At 42.7% G+C, this 26,617-nt stretch carries 15 protein-coding genes; 6 read left to right on the top strand and 9 right to left on the bottom strand.

Translation table 11 applies throughout. From position 1 onward, the window contains the following. Nucleotides 1-13: 13 nt before the first annotated feature. From ACO06Y_RS09605 to ACO06Y_RS09570, 8 genes are all read right to left on the bottom strand, one after another. On the bottom strand, nt 14-1,387 hold the full coding sequence (locus tag ACO06Y_RS09605) for a 3-keto-disaccharide hydrolase (protein ID WP_422083618.1): 1,374 nt from the start codon (nt 1,385-1,387) through the stop codon (nt 14-16). 505 nt (nt 1,388-1,892) lie between these two features. After that, complete coding sequence (locus tag ACO06Y_RS09600; RefSeq protein WP_422083617.1) at nt 1,893-3,596, bottom strand: polysaccharide deacetylase family protein; 1,704 nt, start codon at nt 3,594-3,596, stop codon at nt 1,893-1,895. A 471-nt stretch (nt 3,597-4,067) separates the two neighbouring features. Continuing rightward, nucleotides 4,068-5,489 (bottom strand): purine-cytosine permease family protein, encoded by a 1,422-nt coding sequence (locus tag ACO06Y_RS09595; RefSeq protein WP_422083616.1) that lies wholly within the window; start codon nt 5,487-5,489, stop codon nt 4,068-4,070. Nucleotides 5,490-5,506: 17 nt separating this feature from the next. Then, a complete protein-coding gene (locus ACO06Y_RS09590; protein WP_422083615.1) occupies nt 5,507-6,655 on the bottom strand; it encodes an alpha-hydroxy acid oxidase in 1,149 nt (382 codons plus the stop codon). A 10-nt stretch (nt 6,656-6,665) separates the two neighbouring features. Next, nucleotides 6,666-7,955: a class II aldolase/adducin family protein gene (locus ACO06Y_RS09585; RefSeq protein WP_422083614.1), complete on the bottom strand. Its 1,290-nt coding sequence runs from the start codon at nt 7,953-7,955 to the stop codon at nt 6,666-6,668. Between the two features lie 61 nt (nt 7,956-8,016). Beyond that, a complete protein-coding gene (locus tag ACO06Y_RS09580; RefSeq protein WP_422083613.1) occupies nt 8,017-9,384 on the bottom strand; it encodes an FGGY-family carbohydrate kinase in 1,368 nt (455 codons plus the stop codon). Between the two features lie 6 nt (nt 9,385-9,390). Next, nucleotides 9,391-10,671: a sugar isomerase gene (locus ACO06Y_RS09575; RefSeq protein ID WP_422083612.1), complete on the bottom strand. Its 1,281-nt coding sequence runs from the start codon at nt 10,669-10,671 to the stop codon at nt 9,391-9,393. A 79-nt stretch (nt 10,672-10,750) separates the two neighbouring features. Further along, nucleotides 10,751-12,856 carry a bifunctional aldolase/short-chain dehydrogenase gene (locus ACO06Y_RS09570; protein ID WP_422083611.1) on the bottom strand — a complete coding sequence of 702 codons (2,106 nt, stop codon included), beginning with the start codon at nt 12,854-12,856 and terminating at the stop codon, nt 10,751-10,753. A gap of 194 nt (nt 12,857-13,050) precedes the next feature. Between ACO06Y_RS09570 and ACO06Y_RS09565 the strand changes: the two genes are divergently transcribed. Continuing rightward, nucleotides 13,051-14,091, top strand: coding sequence for a GntR family transcriptional regulator (locus ACO06Y_RS09565; RefSeq protein WP_422084158.1), 1,041 nt, complete (start codon nt 13,051-13,053; stop codon nt 14,089-14,091). Nucleotides 14,092-14,467: 376 nt separating this feature from the next. Here ACO06Y_RS09565 and ACO06Y_RS09560 read toward each other — a convergent pair whose 3' ends face one another. After that, nucleotides 14,468-15,907: a sulfatase gene (locus tag ACO06Y_RS09560; RefSeq protein ID WP_422083610.1), complete on the bottom strand. Its 1,440-nt coding sequence runs from the start codon at nt 15,905-15,907 to the stop codon at nt 14,468-14,470. Nucleotides 15,908-16,067: 160 nt separating this feature from the next. Here ACO06Y_RS09560 and ACO06Y_RS09555 point away from each other — a divergent pair, with 160 nt between their 5' ends. The 5 genes from ACO06Y_RS09555 to ACO06Y_RS09535 all read left to right on the top strand — a co-directional run bounded on the left by ACO06Y_RS09555 (nt 16,068) and on the right by ACO06Y_RS09535 (nt 26,594). Then, on the top strand, nt 16,068-18,182 hold the full coding sequence (locus tag ACO06Y_RS09555; RefSeq protein ID WP_422083609.1) for a DUF5722 domain-containing protein: 2,115 nt from the start codon (nt 16,068-16,070) through the stop codon (nt 18,180-18,182). Nucleotides 18,183-18,229: 47 nt separating this feature from the next. Beyond that, complete coding sequence (locus ACO06Y_RS09550) at nt 18,230-19,936, top strand: hypothetical protein (RefSeq protein WP_422083608.1); 1,707 nt, start codon at nt 18,230-18,232, stop codon at nt 19,934-19,936. A gap of 11 nt (nt 19,937-19,947) precedes the next feature. Beyond that, nucleotides 19,948-21,648, top strand: a complete 1,701-nt coding sequence (locus ACO06Y_RS09545; protein WP_422083607.1) for a sulfatase — start codon at nt 19,948-19,950, stop codon at nt 21,646-21,648. A 293-nt stretch (nt 21,649-21,941) separates the two neighbouring features. Continuing rightward, nucleotides 21,942-25,043: a SusC/RagA family TonB-linked outer membrane protein gene (locus ACO06Y_RS09540; protein ID WP_422083606.1), complete on the top strand. Its 3,102-nt coding sequence runs from the start codon at nt 21,942-21,944 to the stop codon at nt 25,041-25,043. A gap of 57 nt (nt 25,044-25,100) precedes the next feature. Then, nucleotides 25,101-26,594, top strand: coding sequence for a RagB/SusD family nutrient uptake outer membrane protein (locus ACO06Y_RS09535; RefSeq protein WP_422083605.1), 1,494 nt, complete (start codon nt 25,101-25,103; stop codon nt 26,592-26,594). The last annotated feature ends 23 nt before the right edge of the window (nt 26,595-26,617 follow it).

The raw sequence follows: 26,617 nt of genomic DNA, 5'->3' as shown, positions 1-26,617 counted from the left end.
TTGATTTTGTTTGTTAAAATTCTCGTATTTTGATGCTCCTAAAGGAAACCTCATCCCCATGGTCCTGTAGTAAAATAAGCCCTTCGGGAATACGACCGAAATTATCCCATTTTTCGTATTTGCTTTTTTCCACCAGAGCCTTGAACATTTGGCTAAAGCGATCGAACTCCACCACCTTAATCTGGTTCAACCAATGTTCAACATGGCCTCCCTTGACCACAATCCGGGCATTGTTCCATTTCCCGACACCCTTGAAATTTTTGCCCCGGGAACTGTCCGTATTCTCGGCGCGTATCAAATCGTATAACGAACCCACGGTCCTATTTCCGTTCTTGCCCTGTTTGGCATCGGGATGTACCTTGTCATCCAATACCTGAAATTCCATGCCGATAGCCGAGCCTTCCCCCTTGTTGAGCTCGGAATCCACAAAATATTTAATACCGCTATTGGCCCCCTCGGAAATTTTAAAATCGACACTCAGTTCGAAATCCTTGTAGGAATCCAGGGTCACAATGTCACCGCCATTCCTGGATTCCGCGCCACCCGAGGCAAGTACGGTAAGGGTACCCTCCTTCATTTCCCATCCCTTATCAGGGAATTTATCGAGCTTGGCACCCCTCCATCCCTCTGTTGTCCGTCCGTCCCATAATAAACGCCAGCCTTTGCGTTTTTCACTTTCAGATAGTTGGTTGGCCAAGTAACTAATCTCCGGTACGGTAGGATCCATTTCTTTCCTTGAATTGGCCAAATCGGTCGTCTTGATCCTTATGTTTTTCCACTTCACGATTTTACCTTCCAAACTTTCATCCCGGATACTATGAACTTGAAAAGCGATAAATCCTTCGGCGGTTGTGTCATCCACCAAATTGGCACATTGGATATCATTGACCCATGTACGAATGGTATTGCCAATAGCCTCTATCCTATAATGGTTCCATTGACCGGGAACAAAAGCATTCCGTCCTTTTTGATTTCTCGAGAGCGGATAAAGCCATCCATTCCTTGCCTCATCATAGACTCCCCCTGCCCATTTTCTTGAGCTTGTTTCAATTTCGCACTGATAGCCGTGTACCCTACCGTTATTATAATCTGGCAAGCTTAGACTTCGAAATTGAACCCCTGAGTTCAATCCATTTTCAACAAATACGTCGAACTCCAAGATAAAATCCCCATATGTTTTTTTTGTCGCCATAAAACTATTGGGGGTGCCCAGTTTGGAAGTTCCGATAAGCTGTCCGTCCTTAATCTCATATTTGGCATTTCCATTAAGTTGTTCGAAATTTTTCAGGTCTTTCCCATTGAATAACATTTCCCAATTCTCTTGGGCGGAAAGGGAAATTCCTGTTAATAGTAGAATTGATAGCACTACATTACTTGCTTTTTTCATATGTGTTTCTTTTTGAGCTTTGGATTAGTTGTTAAGCTAGTTATCCGTTTAAATTAACGACCGTTAACGTTAACGAATGTAAAAAATATTTTAACGTTTAGCAAGATTAATCCGTATTCTTTGATCAAACACAATCCAGAAGGTGTCTTGTGCTAATCATCACTCAAAACCACTCGTTAAGACCAATAACAAGAGAATGCCATCACAACCTTTTTCAACTCGAACTTTGATAAGTGAATCCCAACGATTAACCGCTTTTTGGAAAATAAAAAACCTATGCGAATTCGCATGGGTTTTCTACTTGATGTGGGCCCTACTGGATTCGAACCAGTGACCCCCTGCTTGTAAGGCTTATACTTTTGGATATTTTATATGTTTTGATGTCATTTGGTTCGGTTCGATATCAAAAAAAGTATGCAAAAAGTTTACAATTTTTATTAGTTACTTAAATAGTCAAGCCTTAAAAATAATGCCTTAGCCACTTACTATCTCAGCCGTGAATAGCTCATCTTCCCATATAATCCATCACTTCCTGTATTTTTTTATCAATTTCCGTTCCCTCGTATAACCAGAGTACCCCCTCAAGTGATACCGTCTCCCCCGGTGGACAATCCGGAAATTTAGGATCGGCATGCAAGCAAGGACAAGCTTCATTGCCCCAAGGATGTGAACAGCCTTCCCAGCCTGTGATAATCCAGTGTTTTTCATCCTCGGATTCTACGGCTACTACAGGACAGGACAGTTTTTTGTTGGCATTGGTCTGCTTATCGAAGAGCTTGGCTTGCCCCAGCATAACGCATATTTGGGTCTGAAGGCCACTAAGGATCGTGTCCTTGGTATGATTGGTCAACCAGAGTTTCATTTTCAGATGGTCTGACCTGCTAGTGACCGAGGCTCCGATATCTATGTTGTTCGGCAATTTCCAAAGATTGCTCCATTGCCCATTTTTATCCTTTTGCCATTCAGAGTTATAAATTGGGATTTTTGCATAATCGAAAACCGTGGGAATGTGTTTATGCCCTAGAAAGGTAATTCCAAACTGAGACATCACGGCCTCGGGCAGATCCAAAACGACATATTCTTCCGGAGACCAAGGGAGAAAGACACTCAGTTTAGTTCCTCGTCGAGGACTGGCCATGCCGTCCTTAAAATCAATGCGCGGATGTCGACCTCCGGGATAGGGCAAGACCTCTAATTTTTTTTTCGGAACTGCACCAACAGAAATGTCTTTGAGTAAAGTCCTCACTTTTTCTTGGGGCAGACCAAGTACTTTTCCCATCTCAACCGGTGAGTACCGATGTCGCTTCATCACTTGAAGCCAAAAGTCCTGCTTGGCCCGGGAGTCAATTACTTCGCTCGGCCATTCCAACTCATCAGCGGCAATATCGGGATATCGCCTAGTCAGAAGTGGATCATCTGGCAGTTCGTTGGGAACAAACTTCTGCAGGTCCCTTAGTGCAATTACCTTATAATTCTCCGCCTTCAAATAATCCATATACTCCCGGAAGTCCTTCGGATCCGTATGTACCCAGGGATGTTTGACATCCGGCACACCATGAAATTGGAGAACGACAATCTCATTTTCCGGAATTTGGTCCAGATTTTTTTTGAACACTTCCAATGTCATATCAGGATAGAAATCCATCGTACTCGGAATAAGGAGGGGATGATGTCGCTTGGGATCATATCCAGGCCCTGCTTCCAATTTGCCATTTTCAATCTCGGGTTGTTTGCCCCGACGTGCATATTTATATCCCAGATTTTGAAGTGTTTCGATTACTTCTGGGCCAAAGAAATTTCCCGTGTGGGCATAGCTTATGGGTTTCGGTACTCCCAACTGGTCCAGCTTCCAATCCAACATGATAATTTCTCCCTCCAGTTCAAAAGCAGCGGCGGGATGCGCATAATTTGCATGTGTCCATGAGTGGTTGCCTATCTCAAATCCCATCTCATGAAGCTCAACGATTTCCTCCCAACTCATGAAATTGGCCTTATCGTCCATCCACTTGTACGTTACAAAGAAAGTTGCATCAAATCCATACTCCTGTAGTAAAGGAGCTACAACGGTGCGATGTGATTTGACCGCATCGTCAAAGGTGAGTACAACAATCTTGTTAAGCGTATTGTCCGATTGAGAGCATACCACCTGAGGTAAGCACCAAAGTAGGATCAGACACAATAGCAATTCCAAGGTCCTATCGATTTTCATATACAAGTCAATTTGAGGAACATACCTGTCCAAAACGTTTAAAAAAAATATGATGATTGCAACACTATCCTATTACAACCTTGATTCATGGCCGGGATTCTGTATAAATAAAAGGCAAAAGGCCTTAAGTGTTCTTTTCATTTTTCTTTTGAATTGGCAAGACCTTAAAAAGCCGATTCTCGAGCTAACTTGTATAAAAATAATACTCGTGACAAGTTTGGCCATCCTGTACGATACTGCTTCACCGGATTTGATTTAAGGAGATCCCTATGCTTGCCACAAACTATACCGGCTGAAATCGTTGCCATGGTAAAGAGCATCATGGCCCGTAAGGTCTTTCAAGAGGTGTCCCGAGGTTAAAAAGCAACTTTGTGGCAGGGGATGGAACAAAGAATTTAATATAGGATATTGAAAAGAACCATCAGTTGAAATTATTTTAATGCCTCGTGGGCTTGCCCTGAGAATTATATACTAGTCTCCATTCCGTTCGGAATATCTTTTCTTACTGAACATTAAAAAGAGTACTCCGCAAAGCAACCATGCTGGTAAGGTCACAAATGATAGAAACACATCGAACTGAAGTGATATAAAATAAAATAGCCCAAAGCTAATAATCCAAGCAAAAAGAACGGCCTTGTTAAATTTGACATTCGCTACCTCTGCATAATTCTTAATGATACCCGTTTGCTTATGGAAGAAATGTTCAAAGACAATTACGGCGCCGAAGGGTGCAAGAATAAAACCATACAGGGCCACAAAACCCAGTAATTTCATGGCAAACGCAGGAAATAGACCGGCTATGGTGGCAACGGTACCGGCAATAATCGTTACCCAGAAGGTTGAAACCTTGGGCATTATTGCCTGAAAGGCCAATCCAGCCCTATAGATGGTAGGGTTGGCCGTTGTCCAACCTGCAAGAACCACTGCTATAATACCAAAGATCCCAATCGCATTATGTGCCAACGGGCCCGGTGCTACTGGAGGGGCTTCCCCATTCAACAATAAAGCCTGTGCTTCAGGAGATTTTAAATATACCGCATACAGCAATGCTGCTGCTATCCACGCCATATAATGGCCTACATACATTCCGGCTGCGGTCGTCCAACCTGAATTGGCATTTTTGGCAAACCGGAATACGGATAGGTCGGACATGCCAATATGCATTGCAGCATTGGCAAACCAAGACCAGATAACCACATGCCAAAAAGTGTATTTTATTTGCCCCGGGAACGGCTCCGACCCCTCTCCCCAAATATTCCAAAAATCGGTGAAGCTAGTAACTCCCAATTGGTTAAGGGCGACTATACCGCAAGCTATAAATGCCAAAACGATGGCCGGAGACATCCAATTCGCCGCTTTGGATACCGTATCATATCCCTTTGATGCTATTAACGAAATGACCGACCCGATCAATGTAACGATAATGACCCAAGTCATGCCATTGGGGACGGTATCGGTCAGTTTCGGCATTTCCATATCAAAGGGAATTCCTACTGCCGTGGCCGAAACCGTAATCATAGCTCCCGCCAGGAAACAAAATAGGATTCCATTGGCTAGATTATAACCGATTACCAGTTTTTTCCCGCAGATTTTTTCCAACTGATAATAGAGTGTCAACCTGTTCTTAACGGCAATTTCAGCAGTTAAAAAACGCCAGCTCAATACGGCCAAAAGATTGCCCAATAATAGTCCAATAATCAAGTCAAAGGCACTTACCCCGGCGGTTAAAAACAAAGGCCCGATCATAAATTCGGTTCCCGCCGCATGTTCTCCCGCGTACATGCCCAAAAAACTCTTCCAACTCTTCAAATTTGACCGTGGTACGGGCTCCCTCTCGAATTCCCCTCCAGATACCTTTTCTGTAATTTCTTCCTCTATACTTCTTCGACTCATCTTATCGGTTTTGGTGGTTATTGCACTAAATGTTGCGGTAAATCCGTTACTTTCTTGCAACATAGTTGCTCCATAATTTGTTGCAGTTGCGTTTTTAATATGGCGATAGTGTGGTCGCCTCCCCTTTTGCCTAAAGCTGCAGCACCGTACATGAAGGAACGCCCCATAAAGGTAAATTTAGCGCCACAGGCCATTGCCCGGGCAATGTCCGGGCCGGAACGAAGTCCACTATCCATCATAACCTCTATCTTGTCCCCATAGGTCGATGCAATAGTTTTCAATGGTTTTATGGTTGACTCCCCGGCATCCAACTGCCTTCCACCATGGTTGGAGACAATGATACCATCCAGACCAAGCCTGATTGCCTCTTCGGTATCTGTTTCCGAAGCCACTCCCTTTAAGACCAATTTACCCTTCCACATATCCCGGATGGGCTTGATCTTCTCTTCGTTCAACCTTCCGGAAAAGGTCTGGTCCATAAACTTCCCCAATTGTTTTAAATCCAACCCCTTCGGCATATAAGGTTTTAGCGTCTCGAAATTGGGCTGCCCATATTTCAAGGTGTTAAAGGCCCAATGGGGCCTACCCAAAACCTGAAGTATGTTCCTTAATGACATCTTTGGTGGCATTGCCAAGCCATTTCTTATATCCCTTGGTCTGTAGCCAAATGTCGGTACATCACAGAGGATGACCAATACCGGACATTCAGCGGCTGCAGCTCTTTTTATAATATCATCACGTAATGAATTTTCGGTTGGATGATACAACTGAAACCATGCCCTACCCTCGGTAAGTTCGCTTGCTCGTTCTATACTTGTTGTAGTAACCGTACTTAGGACAAAAGGAATATTATGCCGAAAAGCCGCCTCGGCAAGAATCTCGGGGGAGTTGGGCCACATTAACCCTTGTAAGCCAACCGGGGCTATGCCAAAAGGGGCATCATACTCCATCCCCAAGATTTCGGCCTTCATCTTTGCCCCGTTAAAATCCCTTAAATACCGGGGCTTCAGCTGTACTTCCCTAAGCTCTGAAGTATTTCTGTAAAGGTTTACATCCTCATTACACCCGCCATCCAAATATTCAAAGGCGAACCGGGGTATTTTATTTTGGGCCTTCGTTCTCAAATCATCGACCGATGGGTACCTTGTATCAAAATTTATGGCCATTTCATTTGTATTAGGATAAAAACTTTTCCCTTAAAGCTTCAACTTCCTCATCATTTATTGGAACCATATTTCCCAAGGAATTGCTTAATATTATCGATTTGGCACTAAATTCCGCAACTTCGAGATAATCAAATGTCTGTAATAGTTTGTCACCGGTAATTATCACAGAATCATTTTCAATAATCAAAGCAGTTTTACACTTCTCAAGAATTTCCGTGCAATCATTGGTTTTGAAATGCTTGCCATATTCTATCGCAGGAATATCCTGAAGGAAAATCCAACTTTCTGGAATGGTGCGCACATTAAGATAACTGCCACTTATCCCAAAAGCCATTAAATAAGGGGATTGGGTCATGATAATGGAGTTTACATCCGGGTTGCGTTTGTAAATCTCTTGATGGATCCAGGTTGCCTTACTAGGGATTTTATCCTTTTCCCTGTTACCGTCCTTTATTTGAACAATATCATCAATATCTATTTCCCAACGATTTACATTGGTCGGGGTAATCAAAAAGTCATCGCCTTTCCATCGCAGGGAAACCGTACCATAAGAACTGATCATTAATCCTTGCTCACAAGAGCGTTGTACAATTTTGCAGATTTCTGAACGCTTTTCCAGTTCATCGGGTGGAAACTCCGTAGTTTTCATTTCTGGAATTGTAGAATACAATTGTGCTTGAAAAGCATCGATTTGTGCATCCGTCAGGTATTTCGGCACACCTATTAGAGATCCAAACAAAATGGTACGCGCACAAAATTCCAAGGTTTCAAATCGATCAAAGGCATCGGTCAAATCACTTCCACCTAAGACAACACCATGGTTTTCCATGATAACCGCTTTGAATCCCTTTTTAAATTCATCAGCAATAACATCGCCTAAATCATCACTACCCGGTATTCTATATTTTGCATAACCGATCGGGCCACAAACATGTTTGGCCTGCGAAATGACATTCGTGTTCGGTATTTGACGCACAATGCTAAAGGAAACCAGTGCCGGCGGATGGGCATGAATGACAGATTTAATATCCGGCCGAGCCCTATAAATGGCTTTGTGGAATGGAAACTCTGAGGAAGGCTTGTGTTTGCCCTCAATTGTTCCATCTTTTTTGACACACATGATGTCGGAAGCTCTTAAAGAGCCCTTATCAATGGCCGAAGGTGTTACCCATACATCACCATTATCATCTATTATTGAAATATTGCCTCCAGAGGTTGTCGTAAATCCTCTTCTATAAATCCTACTGATTATGGAGGTTATCCGATCCCTTGGATGAACTAAATTTATTTTCTTTTGCATTGTAATTGTATGTTAAGAATTCTAATGCCAAATGGGCGACCTGTCACAACAACTCATTGGACTAGCTAAATGGGACATGCCTTTTAGTCGCATAATTCTCCTTTAGAAACTTAGGCTCTAATTTTGAGCCGGAAATTACTATGGCTGCCCCCAGGGCAGAGCCTAACGAAGAATCCGTAGTCATTAATTGCACATTCCTCTGATAGTGGGACAATAATTGTATATATACGTCATTATCGCTAAAGCCGCCATCAACGAAAAGCTTTTCAACCTTATCGCCAGCCGATGCAATTTCAATACTCTTTGTTTGTAGCAATACCAATTCGACCATTAGCTGATGATAGGCATGTTCAAACTTATGAAAGGGTATTTGGGTTCTCTCGGGCATATTCTTATCCGAAAAACTTTCCCAGCGAAAGAGATGTTCAAAATCCTTTATTATTTCGAAATAGGTGTCTTGATCAAAACGGACCTTTTTATGGTAATCATCGGGAACCTTAAAATATTTGGACAGTTTTGCAATTTGAATCCTATACTCGTTCCCTAGAAAAAGACGGGCGGATTTTACAGGTTTCCCATCGATGCGCATATAGTTGATACAGTTATTGCGTATATCATCTTTGGTCAGCAACTGATCTGATAAAGGATTCATCGCTATACTCCAAGTACCGGTGGAAACTAAAATAAATTTCTTTTTAACACTACGTACGTAAGGCAAAAGCGCCGATGAACTATCATGGATACCTATACCCATACCAAGCATTTTACCTTTATATTTCACGTCGATGATTTTTTCGGCAGCTGCTATGGGAGGGAATTTTTTATCAATTCCCTCTTGGTATACCCAAGGATGATAATCCTTTTTCCCATAGTCCCAAAGCATAGTATGGCAACCAATACTGGTGTATTCGCTTACCGGAACCCCAGTAAAGACATAGCTGAGATATTGGGGTAGGTGTAGCGAATACTTTATCCTCTTAAAAGCTTCGGGCCTGGTATATTTAAGCCAATACATTTGCATGCCTGTATTCAACATGCCCAATTGTAATGACCCCGTCACCCTTGAAAGTTCGTCTTCAGGTCCGTATTGATCATAAAATGAAGCATATATTTCCTTGGGTAGTGGCTTCGTGTAATTATACACCGGTGTAAGCACCTTTCCGTTTTCATCGATGTGTACCAAGGTTGCCCCATAACATGAAAAATTTAGGGCTTCGATATCATAATACGGGGCATCGAGCATTTTATCAAAGACTTCTTTCGCCCATCTTACCAGAGCTTCGATATCCTCGGTGGGGTATCCATCTTCATCTACGATTTCCTCGAGACGAATGTATTCCCGATACACCTCTTGATAGTTCTTATCAAAAAGGAAGAACTTCTTGTTGGTCTTTCCGATATCGAAAACTGCAGTAACTTTTTTTTTCATTGAATTTTATAATCCCGAAGCAACCGAATCGGCCCCTCTTTCCTTTATGAGGTTTTTTCGAATGTTCAACGAGCGATAGGTTTCCAAAGGACGTAGGGCTCCGTCACGGTCGAGACGGGCTTTTTGAATCAGGGGTCTTACATCGGTTCTATATGCATCTTGAAGTAGTTCCTGACACTTGACTACATCATGATTTAATTGAGCTTCCCGTAACAGGTTTTGGTCAACTAGAAGGGCTTTGGCATAGGCCTCCTGAATGGCCTCCAACGACTGCATGAGGTCTTCAAGCGGGTCTTTGGTATTATGACTGGCATCGATCATCCATGCAGGATATGGATTTTGGGGATTGTTTTCCATCCCATAGACCAATTCATTGAAAATGAGGAATAGTGCATAAGGTTTTATACTGCCAGCCGTTAGGTCATCATCGCCATATTTGCTGTCATTGAAGTGAAAACCTCCCAATCTGCCCTTTAACATCAAAGTGGAAACAATTTGTTCAATATTCGTATTCGGCAGATGGTGCCCCAAATCTACCAGGGTATAGGCCTTATCGCCACATTCGTTGGCCAGCATTAACGAGGTGCCCCAATCCTGGATGACCGTGCTATAAAAATTGGGTTCGTACGGCTTGTATTCGATAAAAAGTTTCCAATCATCGGGAAGCTCATTATAGATATTTTTAAGGCTATTCTGTGTATTCAACAAAGCGGTCTGAAAATTAGCTTGGCCCGGAAAATTGGTTCCATCGGCCAGCCAAACGGTCAAGCTTTTTGAACCGAGCTTATCCCCTATTTTTATTACATCGATGTTATGAGTTATGGCGTGTTCCCTAACCGCTTTGTTCGTATTGCTCAAAGATCCGAACTTATAACTCTCCTTGGCATTTTTTTGATCTTGAAAGGTATTGGAATTTACGGCATCGAATACAAGGTTATGAGAGGTAGCCCGTTCCTTTATTGCGGTATAGTCTTCTGGAACGTCCCAGGGAATATGCAATGAAATGGCTCCGGCAGTTTGGGTAAGCGCATGCAATAGGCCAACATCATCTATTTTTTGATTTAGGTTCGAGGGCTCTCCTTGAAAGCTGAAACGGCCGAACCGTGTACCCCCGGCCCCTAATGCCCAACTAGGAATGGCGACTTGGAAATCCGACAATTTTTTGATTATGGAATCAACTCCATATCCCTTACTCGAAAGTAGGCTTGACAAAAAGCCAAAATGCTTGTTATGTTCCGCAATATATTTTTGATTGGTATCTTGAATTTGGTTTTTGTCTATTCTCATCGGACTGATCTTTAGGCTGCAAAATAAACTTCCACGGGCCAAGAAGCCCGCAGAAGTCATAAAAAACTAACTCAAACAACTATCGTACAAATGCATTGGCCATTCCGCCATCCACATTGATTATATTTCCTGTAGTCTTGCTTAAAATACCGACACAGGCAAAGACTCCGTTGGCGATATCTTCGGGATAAATAATTTCATTGAGCAGATTTCGCTTGGCATAATGTGCCGGAAGTTCATCGACCTTAATTCCATAAGCCTTAGCGCGGCCCTCGGCCCAATCACCTTCCCATATCTTGCTCCCTACGATGACCCCATCGGGATTCACGATATTCACACGAATTTTATCGCCTCCCAGCTCTGCCGCCAACAAACGGGCCATATGCTGCTGTGCGGCTTTCGCTGTGCCGTAACCTAGGTTATTCGGGCCAGAGACCAGTCCATTTTTGCTGGCTATACTTATAAAATCACCACCCAATCCTTGTTTGCGCATAATGGCCACGGCTTGTTTTGCCAATTCAAATTGGCCCTTGACCAATACGTCCTGCAGAATATCCCAGTCTTTTTCAGTGGTTTCTTCAAGAGGTTTTGAAATCGCCAAGCCAGCACTATGGACCACAATGTCTACACCGCCAAATTCCAGACATGCTTTCTTATAGGCATCCCTAATCGAATCGCTCTCGGTTACATCACATATTGCGTAACTTGCGGTATCCCTGGAATAGGTATCCAAAGCCTCCTTGAGCCTCTCTTCCGCTATATCGGTCAACACTACATTGGCCCCTTCTTCGGCCAGCTTATCGGCTATTGCCTTCCCTATGCCACCACCCGCTCCAGTAACCAAAGCAACTTTTCCGGACAAAGGTTTTTCTTTGGGCATACGTTGTAATTTGGCCTCTTCCAAAAGCCAATATTCAATATCAAAGGCTTCTTGTCTCGGTAGTGATGTATATTCGGAAATTGCTTCCGCCCCTCGCATCACGTTAATAGCATTTACATAAAACTCATTGGCCACACGGGAGGTCTGTTTATTCTTTGCGAAACTGAAAATCCCCACTCCCGGGTAGATGATAATAACGGGATTGGCATCGCGAACCGAAGGACTATTGTCGCGTTTGTGTTTGTCATAGTATTCTTGATACTCCCTTCTATAGGCTTCGAAATCCGGTTCAATCTTTTTGAGAACTGCTTCGGTATCGGAAAGGTCTTCCTTGGCATCCAGTTGGAGTACCAACGGCTGGATCTTAGTCCTTAAAAAGTGATCGGGACATGAAGTACCCATTGGCGCCAAACGTTGTAGGTCATTACTGTTGATATACTCCAGTACTACATCGCTATCGTTAAAATGACCGATCATTCCACGCTCCGATGAGCAGAGACCACGTAATATGGGAATAAGCTGTGCGGCCTTTTCCATGCGTTCCTCCTTGGGAAGGCTTTTAATCTTCTGCCCGCCAAAAACGCTGCCTTTCTCCTTGGTTTTATTCTCAATATATTCGGAGGCCATTTCGATAACTTCCAAACTATTTATATAGCATTCGTAAGAAGTGTCGCCCCAGGTAAACAGACCATGGCTTCCCAAAACTATCCCGCGGATTCCGGGATTGTCGTTCAAACATTTTTCCAATTGAAGTCCAAGATCAAAACCCGGTCTTTGCCAGGGTACCCAGCCTATGGTATCGCCCCATATCTCCTTGGTTACTTTTTCACTGTCCTTTGCCGCGGCTACGGCAATAAGAGCATCCGGATGTAGGTGATTGATATGTTTAAAAGGAAGCAATCCGTGTAGGGGCGTATCGATCGAGGGAGCCTTGCTTTCCAAATCATATAAACAATGGTTAAAAAGACCTACCATACGATCCTCATCCGAAAGGCCTCTATATACATTTTTAAGGTTTCTTAAGCGCTCGGAATATAATCCGGCAATTCCGGCCTTGGTCAATGTGCCAATATCACCTCCCGAACCTTTTATCCACATCACCTCTACCTCTTCATCGGTCAATGGGTCTTTTTCGATTGTTTTGCAACTTGTATTTCCCCCTCCATAGTTTGTGATTCGAAGATCGGCCCCTAAAATATTAGATCGGTATAGGAAAAGTTGGACTTCGTCATCACCCAATTTATCTGCTTTTTTCTCGTCCCATAGATAGTCCACAAATTTGAAATCCTTGGTCAAGTTATTCATATATAATAAACGTTAATATTTAACTGCGGCTAAATTAAAATAGAGAATCAATGTTGCCATCCTGTACTGTACTGTTTTCAATATCCGAAACTCCCCGGTCTACAATATACTTTTAAATATCAATTTAAATGTTTTAATTTAATTCCCTAATTAGTGCTAAAATAATTAAATGTAGAACTACGCATTTTATGGATATGTTCAATTATATAAAGATTGATGAAAATTCCAGGATTCCAAAATATAGACAGATAGTTGATGCCATTATCGACAATATTTCAAACGGAAACCTCAAAATCGATGATAAGATTCCGTCGATCAACAGTTTTAGTGAAGAATTCTTGCTTTCAAGGGATACCGTGGAAAAAGCGTATCAGATACTAAAGGATAGAAAAGTAATTACTTCTATTAGGGGAAAGGGATATTACATCACCCGGACCAAATTGATATCCAAAGTAAACATTCTGTTTTTAATCAATAAGTTGAGTGCCTATAAAATGCGCATTTACAATTCATTTATAAATACGATCGGGGGCAATTCGCATACAGATCTGTACATCTACCATTGCGATAATTCGCTTTTTCTAAATTTACTCGAAAAGAACAGCAACGCCTATGATTATTATATAATCATGCCCCATTTTAAGACAGAAGACCTTAAACATGTAAGCTATACGGAAGAGGCGGTAAAAGCCATATGCAAGATACCCAGGGAAAAACTTATCCTAATGGACAACAACAAGCTCCAAATAGATGGCGAGTTTGTTGAAATTTATCAAGATTTTGAGAACGACATTTACAACGCGCTTAAAGAAGGGTTGGCCAAAGTTTCAAGATATAATAAGTTGATATTGGTATATCCGGAAAATTCGGTGTATCCGTACCCTAAACGGATTCTACATGGATTTAAAAAGTTCTGTATAGAGCACGATATCTCCTTTGAAGTGCTGGACGAAATATTCGACGATATCATTCTAAAAAAAGGAGATCTTTTTATTACCATAGAAGAAACGGATCTGGTTAGTCTAGTCAATCAAATTAGGGAAAAAGAGTTTATTCTAGGCGTTGAGATAGGGGTCATATCCTATAACGACACGCCTTTAAAAGAGCTCTTGGGGATTACCGTTATCTCTACGGATTTCAAGGCCATGGGCGAAACGGCTTCACGCATGATCCTGAACAAGGAAAAAGGAAAGATAAAGAATCCGTTTAATTTTATCGACCGAAACTCGATTTAAAGCCTAAAGGGAGTTTAATTGAACTTTTATAAAACGGTTTTTGCCCTTTTCGGGAATTAGTAGAATCCCTTTTTTGGAATCGATACCCAAATCGGCCATCTGTACAAAACCAGTCGACACTTCATTTACCTCACCGCTATCCGAAATTTTCAAAAGTCTTACTCCGATCCAGTCAGTTGCATAGCAGAAATCTCCATATTTAATGACAAACGTAACGGCCTTTATAACCTAATTCGGTGAATGGTTTTGAGCGCTCGTGCATGGAAATCTATCCATCTTGAAATCAAAAGTAAACAAAGATCTAGCTATGCCCTTAGCACTTGGCAGCAATGATGTCAATATGAACAATATGGTGAAACTAATTTTTTAAACCCTTTTACTTATTTTGAAAATAATGATCGTACCATCTTTTCTCACGTCTGATCTCTGTTTCGGAAATTCCCTTTACATGGAGTTCACTCGCCCAGTCCAATAGTTTCTTCTTCATTTGCATTGCTTTGTCCGGATAGTCGACTATCAAATTTTTGGTTTCATGTTCGGCGGTGGTCACATCAAATAAAAACTCGCGATTGCCGGCTTTTAAAAATTTTAGGTTGCCCATTCGAATGGCCGATTGATCCCAAAACCTCCAATACAAAGCCTTGTGTGGTGCGTCCTTTTTTACACCGGTCAGATAAGGAATTAGATTTACCCCATCAATTTTTTTTGGCAAATCGACTCCGGCAAGAGAAAGACAGGTCGCTGCAACGTCCAAACTTATGACGGATTCCTCGTACACCAACCCCTTTTTGATTCCTGCCGGCCAATTCATCACAAATGGAACGCGAATACCCCCCTCCGATAACATCCCTTTTTCGCCAACAAAAGGAGTGTTCAATGATCCGTCCCAAGCCCCGCCTTTAAAGGCCAATGTTTTGTCTTCTTTGTGAATTTTTAAAGGGGCACCGTTATCACTAATGAAGAATATTACCGTATTGTCTTCTATTCCATACGATTTTAAAGTCGCTTTTATTTTACCAACCCCATCGTCTATTGCCGATAACATTGCCAGACAATATCGCCTTCTTTCGGGCATGTCACCGGGAAATCTGCTCAAGTACTTTTCGGTAGCCTCCAAGGGAACATGGGGAGCGTAATATGGTAAATAAAAAAAGAAAGGCTTGTCATGGTTTCTCTCGATGAAGATAGTAGCCGCCTTGGTCTGATTGTCCAACCGATATCCGGTTTCCTCGATCCACCGTTGTTCGATAGCATTGCCGCAAAGGTCATAATTTGCAAGAATATTGTACATGGGGCCATAGTAATACTCGTCAAAACCTTTGGATGGTGGATAGTACGGCATCTTCATTTTCCTCGGTATATCCGAGGGGGTGTAAGAATTGCGATTAGCAATCTCCGGCAAGTTCTTGTTTATCCATTCATGTTGGACATGATTTGGTTCCAAATGCCATTTTCCGGTCATACCGGTAACATAGCCCGCTTCTTGAAGATAGGCCGGGAATAGCTTTTCCTCCAAAGGCATCGGGATGGTACCGTTGTGATCCACACCAAAACGCTGTTGGTATCGCCCGGTAAGTAATCCTGCCCGGGAAGGAATACATTGGGGTGCCGTAATGTAACCTGAAGTAAAACGCACCCCGTTCGTTGCCAAAGCATCAATGTTCGGGGTTTTAACATCCGATACCTGGCCATTTACACCGATGTCGGCATAGCCATGATCATCTGTAAAGATTACAATGAAATTTGGTTTTTCCTGGGCAAAGGAAAATGAAAAAAAAACTAAAAAAACTAAAAAGGTTGTGGTCTTGATTCCCATAGCACGATACTATTCTTGTAATGATTTGCATCAAATGTATCCAGATTCGATCCAAATACCGTCATGCACTGTCCTGATACCAAAAAGCAAACAGCATACAACAGGATAGTTTATAGAAAAACCTAAGGTAGTTTTAGGACTTAATGAGAACACACTTTTTATGCGAAAAACCCTATTTCTTTTTTTAGTTGTGCCTTTGGGTATCATTGCCCAAAATGCACAAATGTCCTTATCCATAAATCCGAAAGAGTTCAATGATGTTGAATTGGAGGTTTTGAATGGAGAAATATACGGTCTGGAAACAACAGGAAAAGATCCCTATATATTTACATATGGTCTTCCATCAAACGTGGACAACTCTTACAATAGGCTTGCCTTTGAATACTTTTGTCCGACCGGGGTCGATTTTATCGAAGTCCGTTTTTATCCCGAACGGGAAGGGTTAAAGCCCAAAATAGTGAGGGATGTAGGTTCAACGGAAGGTTGGGTGGAGTTTAAAATAGACTTGAGCGAAGAATTGAGGGAGTGGGGCAAAAAAGGGGATTATCTCCGTTTGGATTTTGGTGCCGCCCCGGCATTGAGTATTCAGATAAAAAATTTAAAACTCAGGCCCCAGACAGTAAGAGAAGCTGAAATTGAAGCTAAAAAGGAAGCTCGGAAAAAAAGGGAGGCTATCCTTGAGAAAAACTTGATGTCCTATTTAAACGGGAACTATCGCAATAAGGTTACCAATGTTCTGGTAAAGGACAATAAGCTGCAAATACAGGGCATAACCAGAGGTGGCAAGAATTTGTTCTTGGCCGAGGTCGGTCCGTACGAACACGCCACGGAATTGAAGAACTTTGAATTCATGGCGCCCATAAAGCCCAAGGAGGGAAAATTCGATATGTCCCTTGAACGGATCATACAACGCCATGGTTTCAAGCAAGACCGCGTACTTTCCAAATGGATGATCGTAGAAAAAAAAGGGGACAGCTACAGGCCGGTTTCCCATGCACGCTATGCTGATTCCATCGTTCCTAAATACACCTATCCTTTTACAAAACCTTCCACTAAAAAAGGGTTGGGCGGGTACAGTGCCAACCGCGATGCACCGGTTTCCGATCTTGATGATCTGGGGATTACCAGTGTTACGGTAAACATTTGGGTCACCCATTTTTTTAGGTCCGGGCCTTCTTCTGAAAATATGCCTTTTGAATATATGGGCAAGACCTATTATGTGGATAAAAAGCAAATTGAAAATTATGATAAGACCCTGCTCACGACGGCAGAGCGCGATATCGAAGTTTCGGCCATCCTCCTGGTCGACAAGGCATCAAAAGCCAAAGATCCCGAAATTGGCCGTATACTACAGCACCCCGATTGTGATCCGGCCGGAATCTATAGTATGCCCAACCTTACTACTCCGAAGGGAGTACAATATTATGCCGCCGTTCTCGATTTTTTAGCGGATAGGTACAGCAGGCCGGATAAAAAATTTGGAAGGATACACCATTACATCATTCATAATGAAGTGGATGCAGGATGGGTATGGACCAATGCGGGGGACAAAACGGCATTGGTATTTATGGATCTCTATCATAAGTCGATGCGTATGTCGCACAACATCGCTAGAAAATACAATCCGAGCTCAAAAGTATTCATATCATTGACCCATTATTGGAACTGGACATCCAATCCTAAATTTTATCATTCCAAGGAATTGTTGGAACAGCTTTTACAGTTTAGCAAGTCTGAAGGGGATTTTGAATGGGCCATTGCGCACCATCCCTATCCCGAATCCCTTCGTGAACCCAAAACGTGGTTGGACAAAAAGGTCAGCTTCGATTTCGATACCCAACTCATTACGTTTAAGAATGTAGAAGTCCTTGATGCTTGGGTAAAACAACCCAAAGTGCTGTTCAAGGGAAAAACAAAAAGATTGGTCTATCTTTCGGAAAATGGTACCAACTCACCGACCTACAGCGAACAGGATTTGAAAGAACAGGCAGCAGGCATGGCCTATGCGATGAAAAAAATCAAATATTTGGACGGTATCGACGGATTTCAATACCACAACTGGCAAGACAATCGCAGGGAAGGCGGTTTACGTATCGGCCTACGCCGTTTTCCCGACGCTACGGAAAATCCCGGGGGTATAAAACCAGTCTGGAAAGTCTACCAAGCCTTCGGAACCGATCAAGAGGACAAAGTATACGATCAATACAAAGAAATGATCGGTATCCAAAATTGGAACGAAATTCGCCATAAAGGCAAAATCGGAAAAAAAAACTGAAATCGTCAACGAACATTGCGAATCAAAATTGGGTCGCAACCGATGGGTTGGGTAGGGCATTGCCCGAATATAATGAGGTGGGGCCTCCCAAAGGAAATCGTTATGTGGGCATGTTCTACTTCATAACCCACAACGATGCCAATGCCCACGGGCCTTTTAACGTCTCTGAAATATTGAAGAAAAACCCCGATAAGCCTCGGTGGGGAAATGGAAGCCACTATTGGGGCGAGCCCGAAATCGGGTACTATCTCAACCATGAAGATTGGGCGATACGTAGACACGTGTATCAATTGGTAGATGCAGGTGTGGATGTTATCATTTTGGATGTGACCAATAACAAAACCTATACGGATACTTATTTGAAGATTTGTGAGGTCTTTGCCAAAATGCGGAATGATGGAGAACGAACCCCCTACATCGCCTTCTTGGGAAGCGAGATTTCGGTCAACACCCTTTGGGAGGAGTTCTATTCAAGGGAACTGTATAAAGATTTGTGGTTTTATTGGAAGGGAAAACCGCTACTGCTCTACGGGCAACACGAAATGCCGGGAAGGAATAAAGTAAACGACATTCTTTTTTCCAAGGAAATACAATCATTTTTCAATCTAAAACAAAGTTGGGCATGGACGTCGTTACCTTGGTATGACCAAAAAGGGAAAGACGAATGGCCCTGGATCGATCACTTTCCACAGGCCATAGCGTGGCATGAAAACCCTATTGAAAAGGAAATGATGCCTGTTGCGGTTGCGCAGCATCCCCTTTCGAACATAGGGCGGAGTTTTCATAATTTCCACCAACCCAAAACCAATGAATACGATGTAACCCCAAATACCGCTAAAGGACTCTTTTTTCAGGAGCAATGGGACAGGGCCATTGAGATGAATCCCGAATTCGTTTTTGTAACGGGATGGAACGAATGGTCGGCCGGCAGACAGCTAATGGGCAAAAATATCAGTAAAGAACTCCAAAAATGGAACTTTTATCCCGGAGCGCATTTAGGAAAAGTAGGAAAGGAACTTAAGGAGGGCGACGTCTACTTCATCGACCAGTACAATCAAGAATATAGCCGTGATATTGAACCCATGAAAGGAGGTCATACCGATAATTACTACTATCAATTGATGGCAAACGTACGCAGGTTTAAAGGAATACCCAAGCCAGTAATCCCCGGCGAAAAAAGAAGCATAGACATATCCGGCAGCTTTGACCAATGGAGCGCCATTGAAACGACTTACTACGACCATAGCGGCGATACCGCACATAGAAATAGTCAAAAGCAGGGTATGGCAGGGCCTTATGTACATACCAACGGAAGGAACGATATTATTGAAACGAAAGTGGCAAGGAATGCCGATAACGTCTTCTTTTTCGTAAAAACAAAGGATGCGATAACGACACCCGAAAATCAAAACTGGATGCTTTTATTTATCGATTCGGACAAAAATAAGGCAACGGGCTGGCAAGGCTATGATTATGTGATCAATCACGAAATTTTAGGGAACGGCACCAGTACCTTAAAAAAATGGTATTCCAAAAAGGGATGGAAAGTCCTGGCCGAAATACCCTATAGCACCGAAGAAAACCAGTTGATGCTCTCCGTTCCTAGAAATTTAATCACCCAAAACGGTGTTTTGAATTTTGATTTCCATTGGGTAGATAATCCATCGAAATTGGAAAGTATTTACGATTTTTTCAATGCCGGCGACAATGCACCAAGTAGGAGGGCGAACTATACCTATTTAGAACGAAAGTAATATTCAAACCCGTGAGACACTTCTCCATTATTGTTTTATTCATCTCGATTTCAGTGGGTTGCAAACCCGAGACCAAAAAAGAGCCCGGGAATCCAACGGTACGACCGAATATTGTATTTATTCTCGCAGATGACTACGGTATCATGGATACACAGGCCTATGCATCAAAGGTGTTGGGCATTTCAATGGATAGTACCTTTTATGAAACCCCAAATATCAATAGATTAATGGCCGAGGGGGTGTCATTTTCCCAAGCCTATGCCAATCAACTGTGTTCTCCTACACGTGCCAGCATCATGACCGGAAAGTATGCTGGCCGGTTGGGCTTTACAACGGCAATGCCGCCCAGAGAGACCTATTACAACCAAAACATGGATATTCCGGATGGTTACTACGCGCATGATGTATTGGAGCACAAGGATAATATAAAAATTGAACAGGCCCTGATCAATGCAACATCCAATTCTGCTGTTCCCACCGGAACATCATATGACGTGGGCAGGGATGAACTCTCCGTAGCCGAAGCCTTGAAGGATTACCACTCCGCGTTTATTGGGAAATGGCATATCGGAGGTTTTGGTGCAGAGGGATACCAACCTGTTGACCAAGGTTTTGAGCCCCTTGCATGGTTTGATGCCGGTGGTTCCGTGTATTATGGTTGGCGGAAGCAGTGGGACAATAAGTCCAAGGAACGTTTTCCGAAAATGCCCCAGGAACAGTGGGAAATTGGAGATTCTGGAAATACGGCCACTGAAGCATATCTGACCGACGATCTCACAGTTCAAGCCCTCAATTACTTGGATAAACGCGCGAAAATAAAAGAAGAACCGTTCTTTTTGTATTTTTCCCATTTTGCGGTGCATTCCCCCTATCAGGGAAAAGAAGATGAAATAGCTTATTTTGAGCGTAAGGCTTCCAAAGGGTGGAACGGACATAAAGACCCCGTCTATGCATCGATGGTAAAAGGTTTGGACCGTTCGATAGGCCTGATTTTGGATAAGCTAAAACAAACAGGACTGGAAGAAAACACCCTAGTCGTTTTTATGTCGGACAATGGCGGTATCGATTCTAAAATAACCCCTAGGGGAGATGGTACCGAGAACGCTCCATTTTTAGGGGGGAAGGCTTGTTTGACTGAAGGCGGTATCCGGGTTCCGCTAATATTTAGATGGAAAGGAAAAATTAAGCAAGGGCAGTGGGTAGATATACCTGTGGACTGTACCGATATTTATCCTACCCTACTGGATATCGCAGGTTATGATAGCGAAGCTGTAACGAAAGAAAATTCCTTGGACGGACAAAGTATTGTCCCCTTACTTTCCGATTTTGAGAACCTACAGAATAGTTATAGCAAAAATGAGCATTACTGGCACTATCCTTTCAACGTAATTTATAATAGTCCGTATGAACCGTATCCGTTAACACCACACTCCGCCATTCGGGAGGGCGATTACAAGTTAATATTTGACTGGTACGGTCGATTACATCTATACAATATCGGGAAAGACCCTTTTGAGAAAGATGATCTTGCCGAGCAAATTCCCGATATAAGGGACGAGCTCTTTAAAAAACTAATGAACTGGCTTCGGATAAATGTGGATGAGCGTTATTGGCCAGCTCCAAATCCAAATTATAATCCGAATAAAGAATCACGGGATACACCATTTGTAGATTTGTTTTCAGAATTCAAAGCGAATATTGACAAAATCTAATTGTAGGAAAAAGAGTAGTATCTAGTTCGTCTTCCCAGGGTATAAACTATTGGGTTAGGTTTGTCTACTTCTTAAGTAAGAGAAAGAATCAGCACTTCAATTCTTATTGCAAACGACCTCTTTGTAACTTATTTAAAATCAGATATATATAGCTTTTTTACAGGACAGTACAGGATACCACCGGATACCACAGGATACTGGTAATAGAATACTGGAGTAGTTTTATCCGTATCTCGATAGAGAAGCATTTTTATTGGGGGACACTAGATAACTAACCACTTAAATTCATGATTATGAAAAAAAAATCTTACAGGATTTCTTGTAAATTCCTTTTTGTTTTCGGCCTCCTGTGGGGTATCACAATGCGGGGACAAGATGTAACGATTACCGGTACTGTAGTTTCCGAAAGTGACTCGCAACCCTTACCGGGGGTAAACGTTTTGGTAAAAGGTACGACCACAGGAGCAGTAACCGATTTTGATGGCAACTACAGTATTGTGGCTCCGGATGCCAACAGTACATTGATGTTCTCCTATATTGGTTTTACCTCTCAAGAAATTGCGATCAATGGTCAAAGCCAAGTGAACGTATCGATGACCGAGGATGCCACTAGTCTCGATGAGGTGGTACTTGTCGGTTATGGCACCCAAATCAAAAGAGAGATAACAGGCTCGGTTCAAACCGTGGATCTTACAGAATTAGCCGATATACCCGTAACACAGGTCACCCAAAAATTACAAGGGCAAGTGGCCGGCGTACAGATCAACCAGACTACTGGTAAACCTGGGGAAGGAATAAATGTACGTATTCGAGGTCAATTGTCGGTTTCTGGAGGAAGTGATCCTTTGTATGTGGTTGATGGTTTTCCGATAGCGGGCAATATCAACACATTAAATCCAGCCGAAATTGAAGATATTTCGGTGTTAAAAGATGCGGCCTCCACTTCTTTGTACGGTTCAAGAGCAGCCAATGGTGTAGTACTGATAACCACAAAACAGGGAAGGGCAGGACAAACCAATGTCAGTTTCAATGTTTCAACAGGTATTCAAAGCGTTCCGCAGCGAGGTAGAATCGAAATGATGAACGCCGTCGAGTTCGCACAATTTAAGAAGGAGTTTTATGAGGATCAAGGTGATCCGGTCCCGGAGATTTTTCAAGATCCATCACAGTATGAAGGTCAGACCAATGACTGGTATGATGCTTTGCTCCGCACCGCGCCAATGTCCATTTACAATCTTGCGGTCTCTTCGAGTACCGATAAATTCCGTAGTTCCATGATTGCAGGGTTTACCAATCGGGAAGGTGTTGTTCTGGGTAGTGATTGGCGGCAATATACCTTACGTGCCAATTTGGCCTATGACGTATCCGATAAAGTGCAAATAGGGTTGAACTTAGCCCCTAGCTGGGTAATAGATAGGACACCAAGGACTGATGGTTCAAGAGGCCAAGGTATTCTATTCAATGCCCTGCATACATGGCCCATTATGCCCATCTTCAATGAAGATGGTACTCGAACGGAGTTCAATAGATTTCCGGCGGATACGGGAAACATCTTTGCCTATGCGAACTGGCTTAACTCTGCAGAACGCATTAAGGATGAGACCCGTGACCTTAATTTGCTTTCCAATGCCTATATTGAGTGGAAGCCTATTGAAGGGCTTAGCATCAAGTCAACTTTGAATGCCGAGTTTTATCGAAATGATTACGAGTTTTTTAGCCCTACAAATGCTACTTTTCGAATTAACCGACCTATACCCACCAATAATGAAGCGATTTGGGACACAAGGAATACCTTCTCATGGTTAAATGAAAATATAGTTACCTATACCAAATCCATTGGGGAACATAATTTCTCCATATTGGGTGGTTTTACCTATCAACAATTTCGTTTGGATAGAAGTAGGATTCGAGCAACCGATTTTCCAGATGATCGTCTACCCGTACTTCAGGCCGCGGTTAATATTGATAGACGAGGAAACCAGACTTTTGATGAAGTACAGGAAAACACCTTGGTTTCCGCACTTTCCAGGCTTACCTATAACTATAAAGGTAAATACCTGTTTACTGCAGCCATACGTAGTGATGGTTCTTCGCGATTTGGTTCGGAAAATAGATGGGGTACCTTTCCTTCCTTATCTGCAGGTTGGATTGTTTCCGACGAAAGCTTCTTGGAAAATTCCGGGACCATATCCTTACTTAAGTTAAGGGGAAGTTGGGGAATTACAGGTAATAACAACATAGGCAATTATACCCAATATGCACTTATTGATAACAATGTACCGGCAGTTTTTGGCGATACCTTCGCACCGGGTTCGGCCGTAAATTCATTGTCAAATCCAAATCTAGGATGGGAAACTACGGAACAGTTCGATATCGGGCTTGATCTGAGCCTTTTTAACGATAGAGTTTCTTTTATCTACGATTACTTTACCAAGAATACGACCAATCTATTGTTCGAGATTGATGTGCCCAGGGAGTCGGGTTTTGAAGACTTTAGTGATAACATTGGGGAACTTCGCTTCTGGGGACATGAATTCTCCTTGAATACCGTAAACACCACAGGTAAATTCAAATGGACCACAAGTGCCAATATTTCGTTTAACCGAAATGAAGTAGTATCCCTGGCCGAAGGCATAGATCAGGTATTTGGCCCCGGTGGTTGGCACATAACCCAAGTAGGTCAACCGTTTGCCCAATTTTACGGTCATTTGTCTGATGGGGTTTATTTAAATCAGGCAGATTTGGATAGTTCACCACAGGTACCCGGGCGTTCTACCGTAGGCAGTATAAAATTAATTGATGTAAACGGTGATGGCGTAATTACAAGAGGCGGTCTTAATGATGATCGGGCCATAATGGGGAATCCATTTCCTGATTTCACCTATGGCATCACAAATAGGATAACCTATGGCAATTGGGATTTTTCAGTAATTGGAACAGGATCTCATGGCAACGAACTACTGGTTCGTCACTTGTTTAGCACAACCAACTTAGATGGGGTATTTAATCTTTTAAAGGACGTTGAAAACCGTTTTAGATCCGTGGACAATCCTGGTGCAGGGTTCTATGGGACCACCGTGGGTGGAGGTAGGGTAACTGGTATTGAAAGAGATTGGACCAACGATAGATTTGTGGCGGATGCTTCCTTTTTCAATATTAGAAATATCACTTTGGGATATACATTGCCCGGATTGGATAAATACTTTAAATCCGCTCGTATCTACGGTTCTATTCAAAACGTTCACATATTCACGAAATATTGGGGAGGGCCTAACCCGGAAATCAGTGTTCAGAATAATGGTCAGGGCGATGGTGGAAATCTAGCCCCTGGAGTGGATATTTCTGGATATCCCGTGCCGCGTATCGTAAACATTGGAGTAAATCTCAACTTCTAGGTAAAAGCATTACTCTATAAAATCACTCTTTTCGATAAATGAAAAAAAATGAAAAAAATGAAAAAAACAATCATACTATTTAGCCTATTGGGCTTCATGACAACAGGTTGTGAGGATGAGCTAACCGTGTTCCCTGAAGATTCATTAAGTGTACCTACCTTCTTCCAAACAGAAGATGATTTCATACAAGCGATAAACGCAACATATGCCCCATTGAGGACTATGTATAATAGAGCCAAACCATTTATGACCGAAATGAGTGCCGATAACACTTATTTTGCAAGAAACACGGCTTTTGGAGCAACAGAGAACAATCAAGATATCGCCGACCATTCCATGATTACGGAAGGGGGTATCACGCCGAATACCAATGTCAGGGATTTGTACCGCGAACTATATTCCATTATTGCCCGGGCCAATCAGGTTTTGATTGCAATAGATGATGCCGAAATTGATAATGCGGTCAAAACCAATGTTAAGGGCCAAGCGCTTTTCTTAAGAGCTTTCGCCTACTTTGATTTAGTACAATTGTACGGATCGGTACCTATGCATTTAGAACCGGTTTTAGACCGTGAAGGAGCGGCTTTGCCACTTTCTTCCGAAGACGTATTATATGCGCAAATTGTTGCGGATGCACAAGCGGCCATTCCATTATTGCCTCTTAAATCCGAACAAGAGTCTGGTAGGGTAACATCAGGTGCCGCACAAACGCTACTGGCCAATGTGCATATTGTGCTGCAGGAGTGGGCGGCGGCTGAAACCCTTTTGAAGGCTGTGGTAAACAGTGGGGAATATATGTTAATGCCCGACTACGAAGATGCCTTCTCTGGTAATAGCGACAACAAAAACAATATGGAGTCTGTTTTTGAAGTGCAATATAGAGAGGGTGCCGAGGGCGTTCAAGGAAATTTCATGTATGAGTTTCTTCCACGGCCCATTGAGGCTGATGAGGTTGAAGCACTTTTCAGCACGGCCGATGCACAGCCCATAAATGGACAGGGAAACAACATACCTACTCCTGATATCATTGCAGCCTATGAGGATGGGGATTTAAGGGAGGACGGTTCCATTATGTACATAGAGACGAGGGAAAGCTTTTGGAATGATGGTATATACCCCATTATTAAAAAATACGTAGAACCCCATGCACTGCATAATAACCATGGAATGAACTTTCCGGTTTATCGCTACGCCGAGGTACTATTATTCCTGGCCGAGGCCTTGGAAGAGCAGGGTAAGGACGGTGAGGCCGTAACTTACCTTAATCAGGTTCGTACGCGTGCAGGTTTGGGAGCGCACTCCGGGGATTTGGGAGAGGCTATTTTTAATGAAAGACGTGTTGAGCTGGCTTTTGAGAACAAACGCTGGTACGATTTATTGAGAACGGGTCAAGCAATTTCGGTAATGACCGAGTTTGGTAACCGGGTAATAAACAACCCCAATGATTATTATTTGCCCGAAGGGGTGCCAGCTGCAGGAAATGCCTTCACCAATATTAGAGAGCGCTATGCACTACCCTCATCGGAGTCGGAGTTAAGCCCTCATTTTTAGTTGTAGTGGATTCATTTTTATGA

Origin of the sequence: Ulvibacterium sp. (assembly GCF_965228935.1) — a bacterium.
GTDB lineage: Bacteria > Bacteroidota > Bacteroidia > Flavobacteriales > Flavobacteriaceae > Ulvibacterium.
This window is presented reverse-complemented; position numbering and strand designations above follow the sequence as displayed.